14 protein-coding genes and 1 CRISPR repeat array (1 of these 15 cut by a window edge) are annotated in these 16428 nt (G+C 70.9%); of the genes, 4 read left to right on the forward strand and 10 right to left on the reverse strand.

The genetic code is table 11. From position 1 onward, the window contains the following. Positions 1-254: direct repeats of the CRISPR family, unit length 37 nt; unit sequence GTCGCTCCGCTCTCCGGGGCGGAGCGTGGGTTGAAAC (it extends 3325 nt beyond the left edge of the window). A 716-nt stretch (positions 255-970) separates the two neighbouring features. Next, on the forward strand, positions 971-1516 hold the full coding sequence (locus GTY96_RS16260; RefSeq protein WP_161665195.1) for a hypothetical protein: 546 nt from the start codon (positions 971-973) through the stop codon (positions 1514-1516). A 95-nt stretch (positions 1517-1611) separates the two neighbouring features. Here GTY96_RS16260 and GTY96_RS16265 read toward each other — a convergent pair whose 3' ends face one another. The 4 genes from GTY96_RS16265 to GTY96_RS38270 form a co-directional block, all read right to left on the reverse strand. Next, positions 1612-2109, reverse strand: a complete 498-nt coding sequence (locus tag GTY96_RS16265; RefSeq protein ID WP_161665196.1) for a hypothetical protein — start codon at positions 2107-2109, stop codon at positions 1612-1614. 258 nt (positions 2110-2367) lie between these two features. Then, positions 2368-2898: a cupin domain-containing protein gene (locus GTY96_RS16270; protein ID WP_201756103.1), complete on the reverse strand. Its 531-nt coding sequence runs from the start codon at positions 2896-2898 to the stop codon at positions 2368-2370. A gap of 51 nt (positions 2899-2949) precedes the next feature. Then, the gene (locus tag GTY96_RS16275) at positions 2950-3783 is read right to left on the reverse strand and encodes an aldo/keto reductase (protein ID WP_161665197.1); all 834 of its coding nucleotides are present in this window, start codon (positions 3781-3783) and stop codon (positions 2950-2952) included. 217 nt (positions 3784-4000) lie between these two features. Continuing rightward, positions 4001-4966 (reverse strand): dioxygenase family protein, encoded by a 966-nt coding sequence (locus tag GTY96_RS38270; protein WP_268903946.1) that lies wholly within the window; start codon positions 4964-4966, stop codon positions 4001-4003. Positions 4967-5816: 850 nt separating this feature from the next. Between GTY96_RS38270 and GTY96_RS16285 the strand changes: the two genes are divergently transcribed. Together GTY96_RS16285 and GTY96_RS16290 are read left to right on the forward strand one after the other, a co-directional pair. Further along, positions 5817-7676, forward strand: a complete 1860-nt coding sequence (locus GTY96_RS16285) for a serine/threonine-protein kinase (RefSeq protein WP_235685636.1) — start codon at positions 5817-5819, stop codon at positions 7674-7676. A 75-nt stretch (positions 7677-7751) separates the two neighbouring features. Beyond that, complete coding sequence (locus tag GTY96_RS16290; RefSeq protein ID WP_143904085.1) at positions 7752-9062, forward strand: ABC1 kinase family protein; 1311 nt, start codon at positions 7752-7754, stop codon at positions 9060-9062. 15 nt (positions 9063-9077) lie between these two features. On the opposite strand, the gene GTY96_RS16295 is transcribed toward GTY96_RS16290, so the two are convergent. Beyond that, positions 9078-9473 (reverse strand): response regulator, encoded by a 396-nt coding sequence (locus GTY96_RS16295; RefSeq protein WP_161665198.1) that lies wholly within the window; start codon positions 9471-9473, stop codon positions 9078-9080. Positions 9474-9764: 291 nt separating this feature from the next. After that, positions 9765-11012 (reverse strand): sensor histidine kinase, encoded by a 1248-nt coding sequence (locus GTY96_RS16300; protein ID WP_161665199.1) that lies wholly within the window; start codon positions 11010-11012, stop codon positions 9765-9767. 425 nt (positions 11013-11437) lie between these two features. Here GTY96_RS16300 and GTY96_RS16305 point away from each other — a divergent pair, with 425 nt between their 5' ends. Then, positions 11438-12127: a LuxR family transcriptional regulator gene (locus tag GTY96_RS16305; protein ID WP_143904091.1), complete on the forward strand. Its 690-nt coding sequence runs from the start codon at positions 11438-11440 to the stop codon at positions 12125-12127. A 19-nt stretch (positions 12128-12146) separates the two neighbouring features. Here the strand turns inward: GTY96_RS16305 and GTY96_RS16310 are convergent, their stop codons facing one another. The 4 genes from GTY96_RS16310 to GTY96_RS16325 all read right to left on the reverse strand — a co-directional run bounded on the left by GTY96_RS16310 (position 12147) and on the right by GTY96_RS16325 (position 16261). After that, positions 12147-12812: a dienelactone hydrolase family protein gene (locus GTY96_RS16310; RefSeq protein WP_255442430.1), complete on the reverse strand. Its 666-nt coding sequence runs from the start codon at positions 12810-12812 to the stop codon at positions 12147-12149. A gap of 322 nt (positions 12813-13134) precedes the next feature. Beyond that, positions 13135-14181: a methyltransferase gene (locus GTY96_RS16315; protein ID WP_143904093.1), complete on the reverse strand. Its 1047-nt coding sequence runs from the start codon at positions 14179-14181 to the stop codon at positions 13135-13137. Beyond that, positions 14178-15323, reverse strand: coding sequence for an aminotransferase class V-fold PLP-dependent enzyme (locus tag GTY96_RS16320; RefSeq protein ID WP_143904095.1), 1146 nt, complete (start codon positions 15321-15323; stop codon positions 14178-14180). The genes GTY96_RS16315 and GTY96_RS16320 overlap by 4 nt, the downstream gene beginning before the upstream one ends. Continuing rightward, positions 15320-16261: a tryptophan 2,3-dioxygenase family protein gene (locus GTY96_RS16325; RefSeq protein ID WP_143904097.1), complete on the reverse strand. Its 942-nt coding sequence runs from the start codon at positions 16259-16261 to the stop codon at positions 15320-15322. Before GTY96_RS16325 ends, GTY96_RS16320 begins: the two co-directional genes overlap by 4 nt. Between the last annotated feature and the right edge of the window lie 167 nt (positions 16262-16428).

A 16428-nucleotide genomic window follows, 5' to 3' on the forward strand; every position in this document is an offset into this window, starting at 1 on the left:
TCGCTCCGCTCTCCGGGGCGGAGCGTGGGTTGAAACGAGAAGCCGGACGCTCCGCGTGACGCGCTTGCTGCCGTCGCTCCGCTCTCCGGGGCGGAGCGTGGGTTGAAACCTGTCTTACTGGTGGATCGGCGACCGCGCTCTCGTGTCGCTCCGCTCTCCGGGGCGGAGCGTGGGTTGAAACTGGGTGGACTTCGGCTGGCGCGGCCCCGCGGCAGGGTCGCTCCGCTCTCCGGGGCGGAGCGTGGGTTGAAACCGCCGGTATGTCGTGCTCGCGCAGCACCCGGGCTCCGGTCGCTCCGCTCTCCGGGCGGAGCGTGGGTTGAAACGACGTGCCGCGCGGAGATAGCAGCGTCGAGTGCGGTACAGTCGCTCCGTTCCCTGGGGCGGAGCGTGGGTTGAAACTGGCCCCTCTTCGGCGTGCCCTCCTCGGACGCGTGTCGCTCCGCTCTCCGGAGCGGAGCGTGGGTTGAAACTCAAGTACGGCGTCTCGTTTACGAACGCGGAGCAGGTCGTTCCGCTCTCCGGGCGTGGCGTGGATTGAAACGGCGTTCGGTCTTTGCGTGTCGCAGCCATAGGCAAGGTCGCTCTGCTCAATGGGGCGCAGCAAGGGTTGAAACTCTCGACGATTTTGAATCTAGCCGGTCAGCGTGGATTCACCTGAGTCCCTGCGGTATGCGAGCGCGGAACGAATCAAATGGGTCATCACCGCGGACGGCCAGCTGAGAGTCATTCCACATACATGGCAGGGGGTTGAGCTTTCTCATGCGGTCGCGAGCGGAGGTCGCCCCGTGTGGGCTGTCGGTGAAGCAGAACTCTCGATTCACGGCACCACTCGCTTCGGAATCCAGTTGACGTCTCGCAGCGGCCATTATCTGAACGGGGCTTCCCAGGCCGCGAGCGAGAGTGTCCTGGAGCTCGGTCGGCGGGCATTTGCCAGATTTGGAATCACGTTCGCTCCGTGACGGTAACTATGGAAACGAAGACTCCTCTTCTGCAAACCGTCCTGAAGTGGCCGCTCCCGCAGGTGCGAGCCTGGCTCGACGGGCTTTCTATCGGCGAGCCAGTGGGCGGCGAGAACTTCAATTGGGATGGATTCGCCTTCACCGCCGCAGCCCGAGCCAGAGAGGAGCGGAGCGTTCCATGGGCGCATATCGCACTCCTTGTCTATGGAGTGCTCGCAGGGCGTTCGGCTGGCGGCGATACCCACTCCATCATGCTCTCAGCGATGAGTCTGCGGGCCTGGATGATCAGGGAGCTTGGCGCGCAGGAAGGGGATGCTGTCTTGGAGCCGGAAGTCATCTTTGACTGGTTCCAGGAACTTGCCTCCATCCCCATTGAGGAGGCAGCCAGGATCGTGTCCCTTCAGGACTGGAGCCTGATTCCAACAGCTCTGCTCCTCAGGCTGCGCTACATCAAGAGCGCGCTCAATACCCTTGTCCTCATCTCTGAGACAGGACTGGTGCAAAAGCATCCCGAGTTGAATGACTGGTTTCAACTCAGGAGTCGCTTGCCGTGATGTTGCCGCGCACGCTCTCCGTGGAATGTGCGAGCGCAAGCCTCGCATCGTCCTACGTGCACCCGACCAGTTGCAGGACCTTCACACGTCCTGAATCAGTCGTAGGGCCCCGGGGGCCTCCCGGCCGTAGCGAGCGGACAGAGCTGCGGGATGATGAACGCGTCACGGGTCATCCTCAGCCCCATCACCAGCAGGACGGATGAGAGGGCCAGGCTCGCGAGGGCGACCCCACGCTTGTCACCGAGCAGCTGTTTGCCCGTACCCTGGAAGAACGCGGCCTGCAGGATGAGCAGCACCGCGGGACTGAGCACCAGCGCCAGAATCAGGGGACCGCTCCCCGTGCACCTGTCGAAGTCCGCCGAGGTGAGGTCGACGAGCGGCCCGCCCGCCGAGATCGTGGTCAGCACCAAGAAGATCACGGCACCGACAAGCAGGAAGAAGGCCTGTCGGAACCAGGACGGCTTCGGTCGGTCCATTGCAGCCGGCCCCCGGACGTTGACGAGGACGACGCGGTTCAGGACCACCGAGCCAATGGTCCAGGGGATCAGATCGGCCCACAGGGGAACGGTGACGTCCCTGGCGATGCGGTCCATCGAGTTGATGCAAGCGAACGCCCACAGCGGCCAGAGAGCCGTGGCGCAGAGCACGATAGGGGCAAGGGCGCGACGAAGCATCCGGTGAGGGTAGCAGATGCCGCACCCTGGAACCGGCGACCTCCCATCTCTTCGCAGTGCAGCCAACCCATCACAGACGGTCGCTCACGTCTTCCTTTGCCGCTCCAACGCCTTCCGCACGCGCTCTTTCTTCTCCGGATGCCATCCATCTGGACCTGAGCGCCATCCGCGCCTCCCTCACTTGAACCGGCACGGTTGATTGACCGTGGCCTGCTCCTCCAACTGTACGACCATCAAGGTCACCGGCCCGGGACCGACGTTGCCGGAGAGGTGCCCCTTGTGCCCCTGCGCGTCCGGCCGCGTGTTCAAGTCCTCGCCCAGGGACACGTCCCCCGGACCCAACTCCACGCGCGTGCCGTCCATCGCTTCGACGAACCACGTCCCGGAGAGCGGGATGATCCACTGGACCTTCGGGTCCTCGTGCCACGAACCCTTCCATCCGTCAGGCTGGACCGTGAAGAGGACCTGCGCCTGCCCGGGAGGCTGGCGCGCCTGCCATTGCGGAGCCGCGGGCGGCGACATGCTCTTCAAATCAAAGCTCCGCACGGGACACCGGGTCATGTGGCTGACCCCGTGGTCGTCCGTCCAGTTGTGCCAGTAGCTGAACTCCGGAGCCGGCTCTCGTGCCCGCGCCGCTCCACCCCCGCCCAGCACGACCGCCAGTCCGCAGCCCACCAGGAACGGACCCGCTCCAAACCGTGAACGCATGACACGACTCCTTCCGCCGGGCCCCCACCCAATCCCAGCCTGGGACCGTCCCTACAACTCGACGTACACCTTCGGGTCGCCGCCCAACCGGTGGCCTTGGTCCAGCGTCGCGAGCGCGGCCAGGTCGTCCGCGTCCAGCCGGAAGTCGAAGACCTCCAGGTTCTCGCGCATGCGCTGGGGGTTCTGCGACTTGGGGATGGGCACGTCTCCCAGCTCCACGTGCCACCGGAGGATGATCTGCGCCGGACTCCGGCCGTGCTTCTTCGCCAGCCGGGTGATGACCTCGCGCTTCAGCAGGTCCCCACCCTGTCCCAGCGGGCTCCACGCCTCCACCAGGATTCCCCGCGCGGCGGCGTCCTCGCGGAGCGCCTGCTGCGCGAAGTCCGGGTGCAGCTCCACCTGATTCACCACCGGCATCACGCCCGTCTCCATCACCAGCCGCTGGATGTGCTCCGGCTCGAAGTTGGACACCCCGACCGAGCGCACCCGGCCCTCCTCCCTCAGCCGCACGAACGCTCGCCACGAATCCACGTAGAGGTCCCGCCCCGGCAGCGGCCAGTGGATGAGGTACAGGTCCACCGACTCCAACCCCAGCCTTCGCGCGCTCGCATCAAAGGCCCGCAGGGTCGCGTCGTAGCCGTGGTCCGCCCCGCGCAGCTTCGTCGTGACGAAGACCTCCGAGCGGGCAATGCCAGACGCCCGCAGCCCCTGTCCCACCGCCTCCTCGTTGTCGTACCGCGCCGCCGTGTCGATGAGCCGGTATCCCGCCCTCAGCGCCATCTCCACCACCCGGGCCGCCTCGTCGCCCTTCAGCGGCCAGGTGCCGAAGCCCAGGGGAGGAATCGAGTTCCCGTCGTCCAACTCGCGCGGAGCCTGCGTGGCCATGACGTCTCCTTGAGTGAGGGGCCTTCCCAGCGGCGGGCACGCCCGACACCACCCGGCGCCATCCCAGCCCGTGACGGTGAAGGTCCCCGCATGACCGCGTTCCACAGCCGCATCCCGAGAAGGGTGGGCATCCCCCGGCGCCGTCCGCCAACCGCGGGCCCAGCCCCGGCACCGTTCACCCGGCCGGCTGCTCTCCTGTCCTCGAGCCGCCTGCCGCTCAGGGCGCCGGTGGCGCACCCCCATCGCCCGGTGGCGGGATGAAGCCCCCATCGTCGGGCGGCGGGCTGCCTCCTGGCCCCGGCCCGCCCTCGCCGCCGTCCGTCGAACCCGAACCGCCGGGCGCGTCGCACAGCGCCTCGGACGTGGACGCACGCAGGATGAGCGTCTTCGCGCAGAGCAGCGACCCGTCGTCCATCACCGTCTCGTTGAACAGGTACGCATCCACCGCGGACGCGGCGATGACCGTGTCGTCCGTGTTGTTCGTGTCCCGCGTCTCCGTCCGGGCATACGTCGCCACGGTGCCGTAGATGTCGTCCGACAGCGCGTCGTCGAAGAACAGCTGCGTCGTCAGGAACTCCGTCTGCTCGCTGTAGCCCCCGTCGGGGGTGACGCCCCGCCGCACCGTCAGGTGCAGGTGCACCGTGCGGCTGGAGTACCAACCCGGGTAGCACGAATAGAAGTCCACCCGTCCCCGCGAGTCCGTGAACTGCACGCCCCGGAAGTACTGGAACGGCTCGACCTCGCTGGCCGCGCTGCCCGCGCAGAACGCCAGGTTCTCCGACTCGCCCGAGTAGACCCCCGTCGGCATCGCGTGCCAGATGTCCACCGACGCATCCGTGATGGGCTGGCAGTCCTCATCCAACAGCTGGAACGCGAAGCGCACCGGCACGCCCGCGAGCCCATCCGTGACGTCCTGGGCCACCCGCGTCGGCGCGTAACACGGCCCCTGTGTCATCGCGCACGTCAACGTGCACGGCGCGCTCGGCGCCTCCGTGAATGGATCAAAATCCCGCGTCGCCTGGGTGATGGCCGCCGTCCCCGTGGTCGCCCACGTCGGGTGCGTCCCCGCGTCCGGCGTCCCCGTGTCGTCGTCATCGCCGCACTCGAGCTGCGTCAGGAACGGCAACGCCACCAGCCCCGTGCCCAGCACCCGCAGCACCCTCCGCCGCGAAAACGCCGCCATGACCGGCATTCCCACGGGCCCCACCGCCGCGCCTCGTTCATCCCGCATGTCGTTCCCCCCGTCGCCGCCCACAGGGTCCACGAACCGGGCGCGGTGTCCGCGCGCTTCTCCCTCCCTGTCCGGTGGATCACGCACCCCCTGTTCCAGCCCCGACGCCTCCGCCTCCGCCCAGGCCAGAAGTGGACGCCGCGCGCCCCAGAGCCCGCGTCCCCGCCGCACGCGGCTGCGTTCCAACTGGAGCCCCGGAACCCCGGTCATCCGCGCAGGACACTTCAGCCCGGGGGCTTTGTCCGGCCCCCAACACGCCGTGGATCCGCGCCCTCCTCGCACTCCTCAAGGGCTTCCCGGTGCCCACCGTGAGACTGGCAAACGCGGCTTTCTTCGAGAGTGAACGAGATGTTTTCCAGCCTCGGTGTTCGTGTTGTCACGCACTGGAAACGCGCGGGGGCTGCTGTCATCGTTGAGGGACTGCGCGGTGCGGCAGCGACGTTGAAGGGGAATCAGGGCGGAAGTGCTCAAGGTCTGGCGGACCCAACGTATTGGGATGGGCAGGACGGAAAACAGTTCCGTCCCGGGGCTGTAAAAAATCCCCGAAACCGAGGGGTGTCTTCGGATGAGCTGGAACCCACGCCGCATTCGAGTGTCGCGAAGACGAAGCGGATCAACCGGTTGGCGGGTCCGCCCGCGTGAGCCGGAAAATCCCGGCTCCTGGCACATCCCTCGCATCGGCCGCTGACGCTGTTCCACCCCCGCTTCGCCTCCCAGGTCCGGTCCCCTCGTGCTCGCCCCGTCGCCTCACATCTGCTCCTGCGGTCAGCCCCACTCCGAAGCGGAGGCGTGTCCCACGCTGATGCGCGGACTGGATGCGACCGGCGGCACGATGCTCTACGCCGGCACGCCGCCGCCGGGACCGGCCGGGGTGGTGCCCGTGACGCCGTCGCCCATGTCGTCGCCCACGCCCGTGGTGCCGTCGCTGGTGGGCCAGGAGTTCGGCCGCTTCCGCATCGTGCGCGAGCTGGGCCGCGGCGGCATGGGCACCGTGTTCCTCGCGGAGCACACCCTCATCCAGAAGCGCGTGGCCATCAAGGTGCTCCACGCGCACCTGGCCCAGGCCCCGGAGCTCATCGCGCGCTTCCTCTCCGAGGCCCGCACGCTCACGCTCGTGCAGCACGAGAACGTCGTCACCCTCTATGACCTGGACTCGCGCGACGGGCGCCCGTACCTCGTCATGGAGTACCTGGAGGGGGACAGCCTCGCCAACTTCGCCCGCGGCCCCATGGCCCCGGCGCTGGTGGTCGACCTGATGACCCAGGTCTGTGACGCGCTGGGCGCCGCGCACGCGCACGGCATCGTCCACCGCGACCTCAAGCCCGCCAACGTCTTCCTCGTCCCCGGCCCCAACGGTCGGCACCGCGTGAAGCTGCTCGACTTCGGCATCGCCAAGCTCCTGTCCCGCCCCGCCGGGGAGATGACCACCGAGGTGGGCGTCCTGCTGGGCACCCCGGAGTTCATGGCCCCCGAGCAGTGCGGCGATGGACTGGTGGACGCGCGCAGCGACATCTACGCGGCCGGCGTGCTCGCGTACCTGCTGCTCACCGGCCAGGTGCCCTTCGTCGGCCGCACCGCCGCTGAAATCCTCGTGGGTCACCTGCAGAAGGAGCCGGTCGCGCCGCACGAGCTGAACCCCGCCGTGCCGGAGGCCCTGTCCCGCGTGCTGCTGCGCGCCCTGGCCAAGCGGCCCGAACACCGCTTCACCTCCGCCATCGAGCTGCGAGCCGCCCTGGAGGCGGCCCTCGCGCCGCCGCCCGCGCCGTCCGCCGCGCCGCTCACCGCGCTCCTGCGCGGCACCGGCGCCCTGGCCTCCGTCGAGCTCAAGGGCGAGTGGGTGGGCCGCTCCGGCCTCTTCTTCCAGCTCACCGCCCCGCCCCCCGCGCTCCTGTCGGACGTGTCGCTGGTGCTGCGGCTGCCCGGGGGCGACCTGCCCTGCGCCGCGCAGGTGGTCCGCCACGTCACCGCCGAGCAGGCCCAGTCGTGGCACATGTCCCCGGGCTTCGGCGTGCAGCTGCGCGACTCCAGCCCCGCCTTCCAGGCCCAGCTCGCCCAGCTGCGCACCGGCACGCGGCCGGGGGCCTCGCAGCCCACGGCGGCGGGCGGCTTCCCCACGCCCGAGGACGCGCAGGCGGAGGCCGTCCTCCAGGGCTTCCGCCGGCGGCTCGCCGGGGACCCCTACGCCGTCCTGGAGCTGCCTCGGGACGCCACCCTGGAGGCCGTGCGCACCGCCGCCCAGCGCTCGCGCGGCGCCCTGGAGCTGCTCAAGGCCCGGCAGCTGTCGGACGCCCAGCGCAACCAGGTGGACCGGGCGCTGGAGCGCGTGGCCGGCGCGCTCCACACGCTGGGGCATGTGGAGCGGCGCGTGGAGTACGACGCCACGCTGGGCAACGTGGAGGGCATCGAGCGCTGCCTCGCCGCGGGCCTCACCGCCACCATGCTGGAGCAGTGCCGCCGCCGCTTCCTCGCGGGCAACACCGGCCGCGAGGGCCGCGCCGCCGTGCACCGGCTGTCCGGGGACGCGCTGGCGTCCGTGGGCCGGCTGGAAGAGGCGCTCGCCGCGTATGAGCTGGCGGTCCGCGCGGACCCGCTGGACCTGGAGGGGCTCAAGCGCTGGCGCTTCCTCCGGGCCCGGGTGCGGGGCTCGACCGTCACCCGGTAGAGGGACCGGACACACATCCGTCCCCGGGTCGTCTTGCGTATGGGAGAGGAGTGCCCGTTAACTCTCTGCTCTCCCATGGCTTCCGAACCCGACGACAAGCTGCCGCCCCAGGGGCGCTTCAACCGCCTGCGCAAGCTGGCGGGCCTCTCCATGCAGGTGGGGTCGGAGGTGCTCAAGACGGGGGCCCGGCGCCTCTCCGGGGGAGACCCCTCGGACCTGCTCACCCTGGGGGCCGCGGAGAAGCTGGTGGCCACCCTGGGGGAGATGAAGGGCGCGGCCATGAAGCTGGGCCAGGCGCTCTCCATGGACCCGGACCTGCTCACGCCGGAGGTGCGGCAGATGCTGGCCCGGCTCCAGAACCAGGCGCCGGCCATGTCCTACGCGCAGGTGTCGCGCGTGGTGAAGGAGGAGCTGGGCGCGCCGCCGGAGGAGCTGTTCCGCGAGTTCTCCCCGGACGCGCTGGCCGCCGCGTCGCTCGGCCAGGTGCACCGCGCGGTGCTGCATGACGGCCGTCACGTGGCGGTGAAGGTGCAGTACCCCGGCATCGACGCGTCCATGGGCCATGACATGGACAACCTGGGCCTCCTCGTGAAGACGGTGTCCAAGACGTCGCGGATGATGGACGGCACCGCGTACTTCCGGGAGTTCCGCGACGAGCTCATGCTGGAGCTGGACTACCGCCGCGAGGCGAAGCTCGCCGCCGGCTTCGCGAAGAGCGTGGCGACGCTGCCGGACCTGTACGTGCCCCAGGTCATCGAGGACCGGAGCGCGCGCCGCGTCCTCACGCTGGAGCTGCTGGAGGGCCAGACGCTCAAGGACTGGGTGACGACGTCACCGGACAACGCCGCGCGCTTCCGCGTCGCGAGCCAGCTCATCCGCGCCACCTACGGCCCCTTCCTGGTCGCGGGCGAAATCCACGCGGACCCCCACCCGGGCAACTTCATGGTGATGCCGGACGGGCGCATGGGCCTGCTGGACTTCGGCTCCATCAAGCGCTTCAGCCCGGGCTTCGTCACCTCCAACCGCCGCATGTTCCAGCAGGCGCTGCGCCTGGAGATGCTGGACGTGCTGGGGCTGTGCCGCGAGGTCGGCTTCTCCATGGAGCTGCCGGAGGCGGAGGCGGAGGAGCTGCTGCGCGAGGTGCTGCACATCGCCGGGCGGCCCATGCGCGCGTCCCCGTTCGACTACGGCACCAGCGACATCAACCGCGACCTGCGCAATCACTTCACGCGAAACGCCGCGCGCTTCCTGCGCATCAAGCCGCCCCCGGAAGCGATGATGTTCTTCCGCGCCACCGGAGGCCTGTCCCAGAACCTGCGCCTGGTGGGCGCGAGCGGCGACTTCCGGCAGGTGTTCCTGGACGTCGGCGCGCTCGCGGGCGACTGAGCCTTTTGCGCGCGCTTACGTCCCGGCGGCGACGCGCGGGCGCTTGTGCAGCCGCTCCAGCTTGCGCGCCAGGTCCGCGCCCTGCGTGCTCTTGGACAGGTAGCCGTCCGCGCCCGCGGCCAGCGCCAGCGCGCGCAGCTTCGACTCGTCGGAGGCGGAGTAGAGGACGAAGCGCGTGTGCTCCGGGGCCTGCTGCCGGGCCAGCGTCAGCACCTTGTCGCCGCTGAGCGCCGGGATGTTCACGTCCAGCAACACCAGGTCCGGCGCCGTGGTCCGCACCAGGTTGGAGACCCCCAGCGACGAGCGGTGCGTGCGCACCTCGAAGTTGTAGGAGGACAGCGTCCGCTCCGCCAGCGCGAGCTGGTCCGCATCATCGTCCACGATGAGGACGCGAATCTTCATCTCCGACATGGGTGGCTCCCCCTGGAACCGAACCGGCGAAATGGGGTGTCTCGGACACGCCGCCCCAGGAACCTGCGACCCGAGCACGCCCGGAGTATCGCCCAGGGCTCTCCCCACTGGCCAGCCTCCCTGGAATTTTCTGGATTCTTCCGACCGATATCTCACCCTCACCCATCCCCGCGGGTGGGCACGCCAGGACAGCCATGCCCCTGCTCCAGGAACCCGGACGCGGCTGCGTGGAGAACGAGGCCCTGACGCGGCGGGGAGGCAGCGACCCTGCGCGGATGGGGACGTGGGGAGCTAGGAGGCCTTGAGGCGCCCGGGCGACTTCAGCGCGGGGAAGCTGAGGGTCATCACCGCGCCCCCCTCGGGACGGTTGGCCGCGGTGAGCCGGCCGCCCGCGCGCGTCACCACGCCGTGGGCCATGGCCAGGCCCAGGCCCGTGCCCTTGTCTCCCTTGGTGGTGAAGAAGGACGTGAAGAGGTGGGGCAGGGACTCCTCCGGGATGCCCAGGCCCTCGTCCTCCACGGTGATGCGCACCGACCTCCCCGCCTTGAAGGCGCGCACGCGCAACAGGCCGCCCCGGGGCATCGCTTCGCGCGCGTTGATGAGCAGGTTGATGATGACGTACCGCAGCTCCATCGCCGAACCGGAGACCTCCGGAAGCCGCTCCTGCGTCTCCACGTCCAGGCGCAGCGCCTTGCCCCCCTTCCGGGGCCGGTGCTCCAGGCCGCTCCGGGCGAGGTCCACCGCGTCGCGGACCACGTCCGCCAACTGGATGCGCTCCAGGACGGCGCCCGTCTTGCCGCGGGAGAAGTCCCGCAGGCGGTCCACGCGGGCGCTCGCGTCGGACACGATGCGCTCCATCGCCTCCAGGTGATCCCGGCCGGATGGCGAGGGGGCCGCCTCCGCCTGGAACATCTCCAGCCGCATCCGCATGGCGTTGAGCGTGTTGCGCAGGTCGTGCGCGATGCCCGCCGTCAGCTCTCCCAGGGCGCGCAGCTGCTCGCGCTCCCGCAGGGCGGCGCGCGCGCTCGTCAGCTCCTCCTCGGCGCGCGCCTGGGCGGTGATGTCGCGCACCTGGAGCAGCACCTGTCCCCGCGCGGTGCCGGCGACGCGCTCGGCGCGCACCTCCAGCAGCCGGGGCCGGACGTCGCCCTCCTGGCGGTAGCGCGTGACGCGCGGCCCCTCCGCCGCTTGGGCTCGCACCGCCGCCGCCTCCTCCTGGCCCACGTCGCGCAGGGCCATCCACCGCCCGGCTTCGCCCTCGCGCCGCCACGGCCCGCGAACGCGTCCCAGCGCGTGCCAGCGGGGGTTGGCCAGCACGACGGTGGTCGGGGTCAGCACCGCGAGCGCGGTGTCGTTCAGCTCCAGCGCCCAGCGCGCGAGCTCGAAGATGATGGCCTGCCTCCCGGTGCCTGCCCCCAGCTTGCGCACCAGGGCGGAGTGACTGGCCAGCGGCTCACGGTGCTTGCGCGGCAGCTCCGGCGCGTCGGGAACTCCAGCGCTGTTGGGGGGAGGCGGATGGGTGGCGGCGCGCGGGCTCATGCCTTCAGACGGGCCTGGAGACGGCGGTGCTCTTCCTGGAGCGCGGAGGCGCGAGGCGTGTCCTCGGAGCGGATGCGGGAGCCCGGCGCGTGGCCGTCCGTGGCCCGCATGGCGCGCTCGTCGTGACGGACCTGCCTCCTCTTCTCTGGGATGGCTTCGAGCGCTCGGTCTCGGGGGGCTGGGTCGCCATGCGGAGGGGAAGTAGCCCAGCGGATATAGCCGGGCAAGACCTGCATTCTCCTACAGATGGAAGAGTCGCGGACACGCCATCTGTCCGAAGCGTCGTGCGTTGAAACGTTCGGTGAACATCCTCCGGTGTGCTCCACCGGAGGCCCGGTTCCATTCGGTGCGGGGGAGTGACATAGGCTCCGCGGGTCCCTTCCCAGGGGGGAGTTCGATTCGATGGGAAGAGAAGGGTGCCAGCCATGGAGCTGAATGCAGTGGGGCGGGAGATCCGTGTGGCGCTGTTGGAGGATCAGCAGTTGTTCCGGGAGAGCCTGGTGGCTCTGCTCGAAGGCGCGGGGATGAAGGTGGTGGCCCGCTGCGCGGAGACGGGCGCGTTTCTGTCCAACATGCGCGCCGCCGCGGCCGACGTCGCCGTGGTGGACCTGCGGCTGGAGCACGTGGGCCGCGCTGGCGCGGAGGATGGGATGAGCGCGCTGAAGTACCTGCACGACTTCCATCCGCAGGTGCGCGCGCTGGTGTTGTCGGGCCATCAGGAGCCGGACGTGGTGGAGCGCTGCTTCCAGGTGGGGGCCGCGGGCTACCTGTGCAAGCTCACGGTGGGGTGTGACGACGTGGTGCGAGCCGTGGGCCGCGTGGCCCGGGGCGAGCGGCTGCTGCCCGTGGACCTGCTCCACGCGCAGGCCCTGCACCTGGACGGCGGGGACATGCCGCCTTCGGTCCTCACCCAGCTCACCTTCCGCGAGCGCGAGGTGCTGGGCTACGTGGCGGCCGGCGCGGACAACCTGAAGATCGCCGCGCACCTGGGCATCACCGAGCGCACCGTGAAGGCCCACCTGACGAGCATCTACCGCAAGCTGGGGCCGGAGAACCGCGCCCAGCTCGCGGTGATGGCGTGCGAGCTGGGCGTTCCCCGCCCCGTGATGGCGTAGGGCGGGGCGCGGCGCTGGCTCACGGCGCGGGGCCTTGCTCCGCGCCGTCCCGGGGTGCGCCCAGGTGTTGGAGGAACCACTCGCCCGCGAGCTCCGCCACCTGCTCCAGCTCCAGGTCCTCCTGGAAGTGGTGGGTCGCGCCCGGGATGATGTCCATGCGCTTCTTTGCGCGGAGCGCTTCGTAGGCCCGGCGGTTGATGTCCAGGCCCAGCGCGTCCGCGCCGCCCACCAGCAGCAGCGTGGGGGCCCGCACCCGGGGCAGCACCGCGCCGGCCAGGTCCGGACGTCCGCCGCGCGAGACGACGGCCTCCACCTGATCAGGCCGGAAGGCCGCGGCCGACAGCGCCGCGCCCGCGCCGGTGTGCGCGCCGAAGTAGCCGACGCGCAGGCCCGCGGTGGGGGCCTCGCGTTGCAGCCACCGCGCCGCGCCCGCCATGCGCATGCCGAGCAGGCCCACGTTGAAGCGCAGCTGCCGCGTGCGGCGCTCCTCCATCTCCTCGCGGGTGAGCAGGTCCATCAGCAGGGTGCCCAGCCCCATCGCCTGGAACAGGCGCGAGGTCTGCGCGAGCCGGGGACTCTGGAGGCTGCTGTCGCTGCCGCGCGCCAGCACCACCACGCCCCGGGCCCCCGCGGGCACCGCCCACCGCCCCCTGACGAGGACGGAGTCATCGACCGGAACCTGCACCTCACGCTCCAGATGCGTGCGCGCCGCCGGCCTTCCTCCACGCTGCGCGGGGGCTTCCCGCGCCTCCTCCAACCCGTGGTCCTGCCCTGCAACCGCCTTCAACCCCGTTCGTGACCGGGGACCTGGCATACAGGCTCCTCCCGTCTGCGTGTGGCTGGGTACCGCGTGTGGCTGGGGACAAGTTGAGCACCGCCCCTGCCGCCGAGACCTGGCGGAAGCTGCGGCCTGTCCAGCGTACGACACGGCGCCGGTCGGCGCGCAGGACGTCCCGGGGGGGCACCCCCTCCCCGGAGGGTGGGGGTTGTGTCCGGCGCGCGGCGCTTCAGGGCTTCGTGGCCACCACCAGCTCGAAGGGGCCGGGCAGCACGTGCGCGTTCGCGAAGCCCGCGGCGGTGAGCCCCTCCAGGTAGAACTCCACCTCGCGCAGCCGGCTCACGCACGTGTCCACGCCGATGAGGAAGTACGACCAGAAGAACTGCGCCGCCAGCCGCTCCGGGGTGCGGAACTCCTCGCAGATGAGCACGCGGCCGCCGGAGGGCAGCGCGGCGAAGGCGGCCTGCATCAGCGTCCGCGCCACCTCCGCGGGCCAGTCGTGCAGCACGCGCACGAACGACAGCGCGTCGTAGTCCCGGGGCAGCGGTTCGCGCAGGAAGTCGCCGCCCACGAAGCCCAGCCGCTGGGCGGGCAGGCCGGCGCGCTCGCGAGTGCGCGCGACCAGCGGCTCCGTGGCGGGCAGGTTGTAGACGTCCACGGCCAGCGCCGGGTGCTGGCGCAGCAGGTGCTCGGCGAGCGTCCCGTCCCCGCCGCCCACGTCCAGCAGCCGGGCCCCGGAAGGCCACAGCGTGCCCGCGTGCGCGCGGAACGTCTCCAGGATGGGGCCCAGGCCCGCGGCCATGCTGGCCTCGAAGCCCTCCACCTGCTCGGGCGTGCGCGGAGGCCAGTCGAAGGACGCGGCGGACATCGCGTGCTCTCCGCGCAGCACCTCCGGCAGCCGGCCGTGGAGGGCCTTCCAGTCGTACTTCTCCCGGTCGCGCTCCAGCGAGCGCGCGCCCAGCACGGCCTCCGCCGCCGCGCGCAGCCCCGGCACGCCGCGGTAGCGCGCGGCCTCCAGCGCGTCGGAGGTCTGCTCGCGCTGCACCAGCCCCAGGCTCTCCAGGCAGTCCAGGAACTTGTAGAGCCGCTTGGGCAGCAGGCCGTGCCGCGTGGCCAGCTCCCCCAGCGTCACCGGGCCGGGCTCCAGCGCGTCCAGCAGGCCCAGCCCCAGCGCGGACTCCACCACGTCCAGCGCGCGCGCGCCGTTGAACAACAGGTGCAGCAGGGCGCGGGGCGAAGGGGCCTCGCGAGGGGAGGGGAGGGGCGCCGCGCTCATGCGGCCTCCTTGCGCTGCTCGTGGAGGAGCGCGTCCATGAAGGCGTCCACTTCCTCCAGCGTGTTGTAGAAGTGCGGCGCCGCGCGCAGGAAGCCCCGGTGGCTGCAGATGAAGCCGCGCGCCACCAGCCGCTGCGTCACCTGGGCGTCGCCGGGGAAGCGCAGCGCCACCACGCCGCCGCGCCGGTGCGGCTCGCGCGGCGTCACCACGTGCAGCCCGGCCTCGTCCGCGCGCGCCATCAGCCGGTCCGTAAGCTGCAGCGAGTGCTCGCGCACCGCGCCCATGCCCACGCCCTTGAGCAGCTCCAGCCCCGGCCGCGACAGCAGCACCATCAGCGGCGCGGGCGTGCCGCCCATCATCCGCCGCGCGTCCGGCGCGTAGTCCGACGTCTGCTGGAAGCCCAGCGGCGACGCGCCGGCCAGCCACCCGGTGGCCGCGGGCCGCAGCGTGGGCAGCAGCTCCGGGCGCACGTACATGAAGGCGGTCTCCGAGCCGCCCAGCCACTTGTGCGCGCCGCCCAGCAGGAAGTCCACGTCCAGCGCGCGCACGTCCACCGGCACGGCGCCCACCGTCTGGTACGCGTCCGTGGCGATGAGCGCCCCGGCCGCGTGCGCCGCCCTCGCCACGCGCGCGACGTCCAGCAGCGCGCCGGTGGCGAAGGCCCCGTGCGACACGCAGACCAGCCGCGTGCGCGCGTCGATGGCCGCCTCCAGCGCGGCCTCGTCCACGCGGCCGTCCTTCGAAGGCACCACCACCAGCTCCGCCCCGTAGCGCGCGAAGCCCTTCCAGATGAAGGGCACCGTGGGGAACTCCAGGTCGGTGACCACGACGCGGCGGCGCTCTCCGGAGAAGTCCAGGCACGTGCCCAGCCGCGACAGGTGCGCGCTCAGGTTCGTGTCCAGCGCCACGCAGCCCGCGGGCGCGCCGATGAGGCCCGCCACGCCGTCCGCGTACGCCTGCATCTGGGACAGCCACGCGTCCCAGGTGTCATCGCGCCACGCGCGCATCGTGCGCCAGTAGTCCGCCAGCACCTGCTCCGCCGCCCGGGGCAGCGCCCCGGTGGAGTTGCTGTTGAGGTACGTGCAGCTCTGGAGCAGCGGGTACTCCGCGCGCAGCGCTCCCGGGAGCACCGCCACCGTCACGACTGGCTCCGCAGCTCCTGGGCGTGCGCGAACGCCGACGCGTGCGCATGCGGCGCCGGGTGCGGGTGCGGCACGTGCGCCGCGTGGGAGGAGTGCATCGCGTGCATCGGGCAGCCGCCGCCGACGCGGGGCTCATGCGCGTCCGTGCTCGGACGGTGCGCGCCCGGCGCGTAGCCCCCCTCGCGCTTCCAGCCCGCCGTCAGCTCCACGCGCACGTCCCACAGCGCGCGGAACAGCGGCAGGTTCATCCGGGCCGCCAGCACCTGCGAAGGCAGGCCGTCCAGCGCCTTCACGGAGCGGTCCACGCCAATCGTCCGGCGCACCAGCTGGAAGTGCGCGTACAGCCACCCCTGGAAGCCCTCGTCCACCGTCACCAGCTGCTCGCACACGTGCCTCAGGTCCGCCGGCCCCCCAGCCGAATAGACCTCCAGCAGCGTGACGCCCCGGCGCTCCAGCATGCGCTCCATCGCGGACTCCAGCCCGTCCGCCGCGTGCCGGAGCGTGTTGTAGCCCGGCGACTCCTGGCCGCTGCCGTTGCCCAGGCTGCGGCGGATGACCTGGTAGTCAGACGGGGTCATCGTCTCCAGGATGGCCATCTCCGCGCTGATGCACTGGAGGATCTTCTGCACCCGCGCCAGCCGCGCCACCACGGCCCACAGCGCGTCGCGGTCCATCTCCGCCACCACCTCCACCATCTCGCGGGACGCCAGCTTCAGGTACAGCTCCTGCGACTGGTGGACGATCTGGAACATCAGCTCGTCGTGCGAGACGCGCTCGTCCTCGGGCGACTGAAGCGCCAGCAGCGTGCCGGTGTGCAGGTACCGCTCGTAGTCCAGCTCGCCCTTGCCGACCCACTTCTTCAGCATCGGGTTGAACAGGGGCTGAGTCAGTTCCTGCTTCAGCTTTTCCGCATGGCTGTAATCAGTCGACGTGTGCAAGGTGCCTCCGGGGGGACGCAGGCATTCGTGGTGGGTGGTGCGCGCCCCAGTCCGGGGAGAACAGTGAGCGCGTAAAACTCTAGAAGCGACTACCTTACAGGCCTTTTTGTGAACTTCAAGTCATACCGGGCTTGCGGGTTATCGATTCTTGAGATTCCACTCGTCCC

Source organism: Corallococcus silvisoli (genome assembly GCF_009909145.1).
Lineage (GTDB): Bacteria > Myxococcota > Myxococcia > Myxococcales > Myxococcaceae > Corallococcus > Corallococcus silvisoli.

What these genes read in the sequence shown, in the direction of transcription:
- GTY96_RS16260 (WP_161665195.1), top strand. Translation starts at nt 971, where the DNA reads ATGGAAACGAAGACTCCTCTTCTGCAAACCGTCCTGAAGTGGCCGCTC.
- GTY96_RS16265 (WP_161665196.1), bottom strand. Translation starts at nt 2,109, where the DNA reads ATGGACCGCATCGCCAGGGACGTCACCGTTCCCCTGTGGGCCGATCTG.
- GTY96_RS16270 (WP_201756103.1), bottom strand. Translation starts at nt 2,898, where the DNA reads ATGCGTTCACGGTTTGGAGCGGGTCCGTTCCTGGTGGGCTGCGGACTG.
- GTY96_RS16275 (WP_161665197.1), bottom strand. Translation starts at nt 3,783, where the DNA reads ATGGCCACGCAGGCTCCGCGCGAGTTGGACGACGGGAACTCGATTCCT.
- GTY96_RS38270 (WP_268903946.1), bottom strand. Translation starts at nt 4,966, where the DNA reads ATGGCGGCGTTTTCGCGGCGGAGGGTGCTGCGGGTGCTGGGCACGGGG.
- GTY96_RS16285 (WP_235685636.1), top strand. Translation starts at nt 5,817, where the DNA reads ATGCGCGGACTGGATGCGACCGGCGGCACGATGCTCTACGCCGGCACG.
- GTY96_RS16290 (WP_143904085.1), top strand. Translation starts at nt 7,752, where the DNA reads ATGGCTTCCGAACCCGACGACAAGCTGCCGCCCCAGGGGCGCTTCAAC.
- GTY96_RS16295 (WP_161665198.1), bottom strand. Translation starts at nt 9,473, where the DNA reads ATGTCGGAGATGAAGATTCGCGTCCTCATCGTGGACGATGATGCGGAC.
- GTY96_RS16300 (WP_161665199.1), bottom strand. Translation starts at nt 11,012, where the DNA reads ATGAGCCCGCGCGCCGCCACCCATCCGCCTCCCCCCAACAGCGCTGGA.
- GTY96_RS16305 (WP_143904091.1), top strand. Translation starts at nt 11,438, where the DNA reads ATGGAGCTGAATGCAGTGGGGCGGGAGATCCGTGTGGCGCTGTTGGAG.
- GTY96_RS16315 (WP_143904093.1), bottom strand. Translation starts at nt 14,181, where the DNA reads ATGAGCGCGGCGCCCCTCCCCTCCCCTCGCGAGGCCCCTTCGCCCCGC.